The sequence below is a fragment of the Paracraurococcus ruber genome, from assembly GCF_004353985.1.
Taxonomy (GTDB): domain Bacteria; phylum Pseudomonadota; class Alphaproteobacteria; order Acetobacterales; family Acetobacteraceae; genus Paracraurococcus; species Paracraurococcus ruber.
This window is the reverse complement of sequence record NZ_SMOA01000577.1, coordinates 1-1279: the sequence shown is the minus strand read 5'-3', so window position 1 is coordinate 1279 and position 1279 is coordinate 1. Positions and strand designations below refer to the sequence as shown.

The window sequence follows — 1279 nt, the reverse complement described above, 5'->3', positions numbered from 1 at the left end:
TGCGGTCATACCGACCGCGGTTCTCCGGCGTCCACATCCCGCCAAATCGCGCACCACCCGCCGCAACCCGCCAGTCACAACCGATTCAGATGACTCACCATGTTCCCGGATGGACACTCAGAGAAGGTTATTCCCCGGTTCCCACCGCTGCGCCAGTCGGTTTCCTCACAACCTGTTTCTCATGGCCAAGACACCGCGCTGAGGCGCAGGTTTCCGGCCGGTTTCAGCCGTGACCTTGAGGGTGCAAGGCCGGAACCAGGGCGGGTTTTCTCTCCGACAAGCCGGAGAGTCTCCGAACCTGGAGGGTTGGCCGATTTTGCCAACAAGGTTTAGCGCATTGAAATAACACGATCTTCGGGCGCAGCACTGGTCCTTCATTCAGTCCGCCCATCGCCTGCCGATCAAAGCAGCGAACCAAATCACGTTCTCCGCCCCCAAGCTGTCGCGCATCGCGAGCCCGATCATCCATCCGCGTCGATCTCGACGGCACTCCCGTGTCTGTCTGGACCTCTGGCACAACTCAGCCGGCCTGTTTACGCGTCTCCAGCGCTGGAGGTGGCGCGGGCCGCTGGACGACCAGAGCTATCGCGCCCGGCACGTAGGCTAGACCCGATGCTGTCTGCCGGACGGCGACGCTACTTTAGCTGGCTGTCCTTGCTGCCTCGACGGTTTATGCCGAAACTAACAGGCTTGCGGTCACGCTCCGACTGACAAGGTACGCACGTCCGAACGCCTCGGATCGCCAGCCGTCGCGCTTCCGAAATTTCTTCGCCGCACCCATCGCAATGCGTCTGGCTCACGCCTATCGGCATCGATGCCCTCGCTCGGAGGACGCCGTCCGTGACCGTATCGTCGATCTGATCCTGCACGGCGCCGTCTGGCGCCCAGCCCGTTGCCAACTCCATTGTTCCTCTCGGCTTGATCCCACCAGAAGTGGGGTTGAGGGCGTCACGCCCAAAGTAGCCCTAGGCCGAAAGACTTGCGCTCTTGTCGGACCAATGCCCAGGGCCAGGACCAGTGCTGTCAATCGCCTACCGGTCGAGTCTGGGAGCGCGAACCTCTGCCACAATGCGGCACCCGTGGCTTGTGCTCCCTGACGCATTGTAGCAGCGGCTGTGGGTAAGTGGCCTGCCGGAGCGTGCCCCAGGAGCGGAGCGTGAGCTGCACCTGGTTTCCCTGGAGATCGATTTGTCCGTCCGGAGACCGGCATGGTGAGATGCAGCATGGATCAGAACGAACGCACTGAGGTGGGAGATGGGCCTGTGGTCAGCGAGGGCGG

At 62.5% G+C, this 1279-nt stretch carries 1 protein-coding gene; it reads right to left on the bottom strand.

Annotated elements, in window-relative coordinates:
• Nucleotides 1-635 precede the first annotated feature (635 nt).
• Nucleotides 636-905, bottom strand: a complete 270-nt coding sequence (locus E2C05_RS31865; RefSeq protein WP_240046989.1) for a DksA/TraR family C4-type zinc finger protein — start codon at nt 903-905, stop codon at nt 636-638.
• Nucleotides 906-1279 lie beyond the last annotated feature (374 nt).

Coding starts and splice junctions, on each gene's coding strand:
- E2C05_RS31865 (WP_240046989.1), bottom strand. CDS start 905: ATGGAGTTGGCAACGGGCTGGGCGCCAGACGGCGCCGTGCAGGATCAG.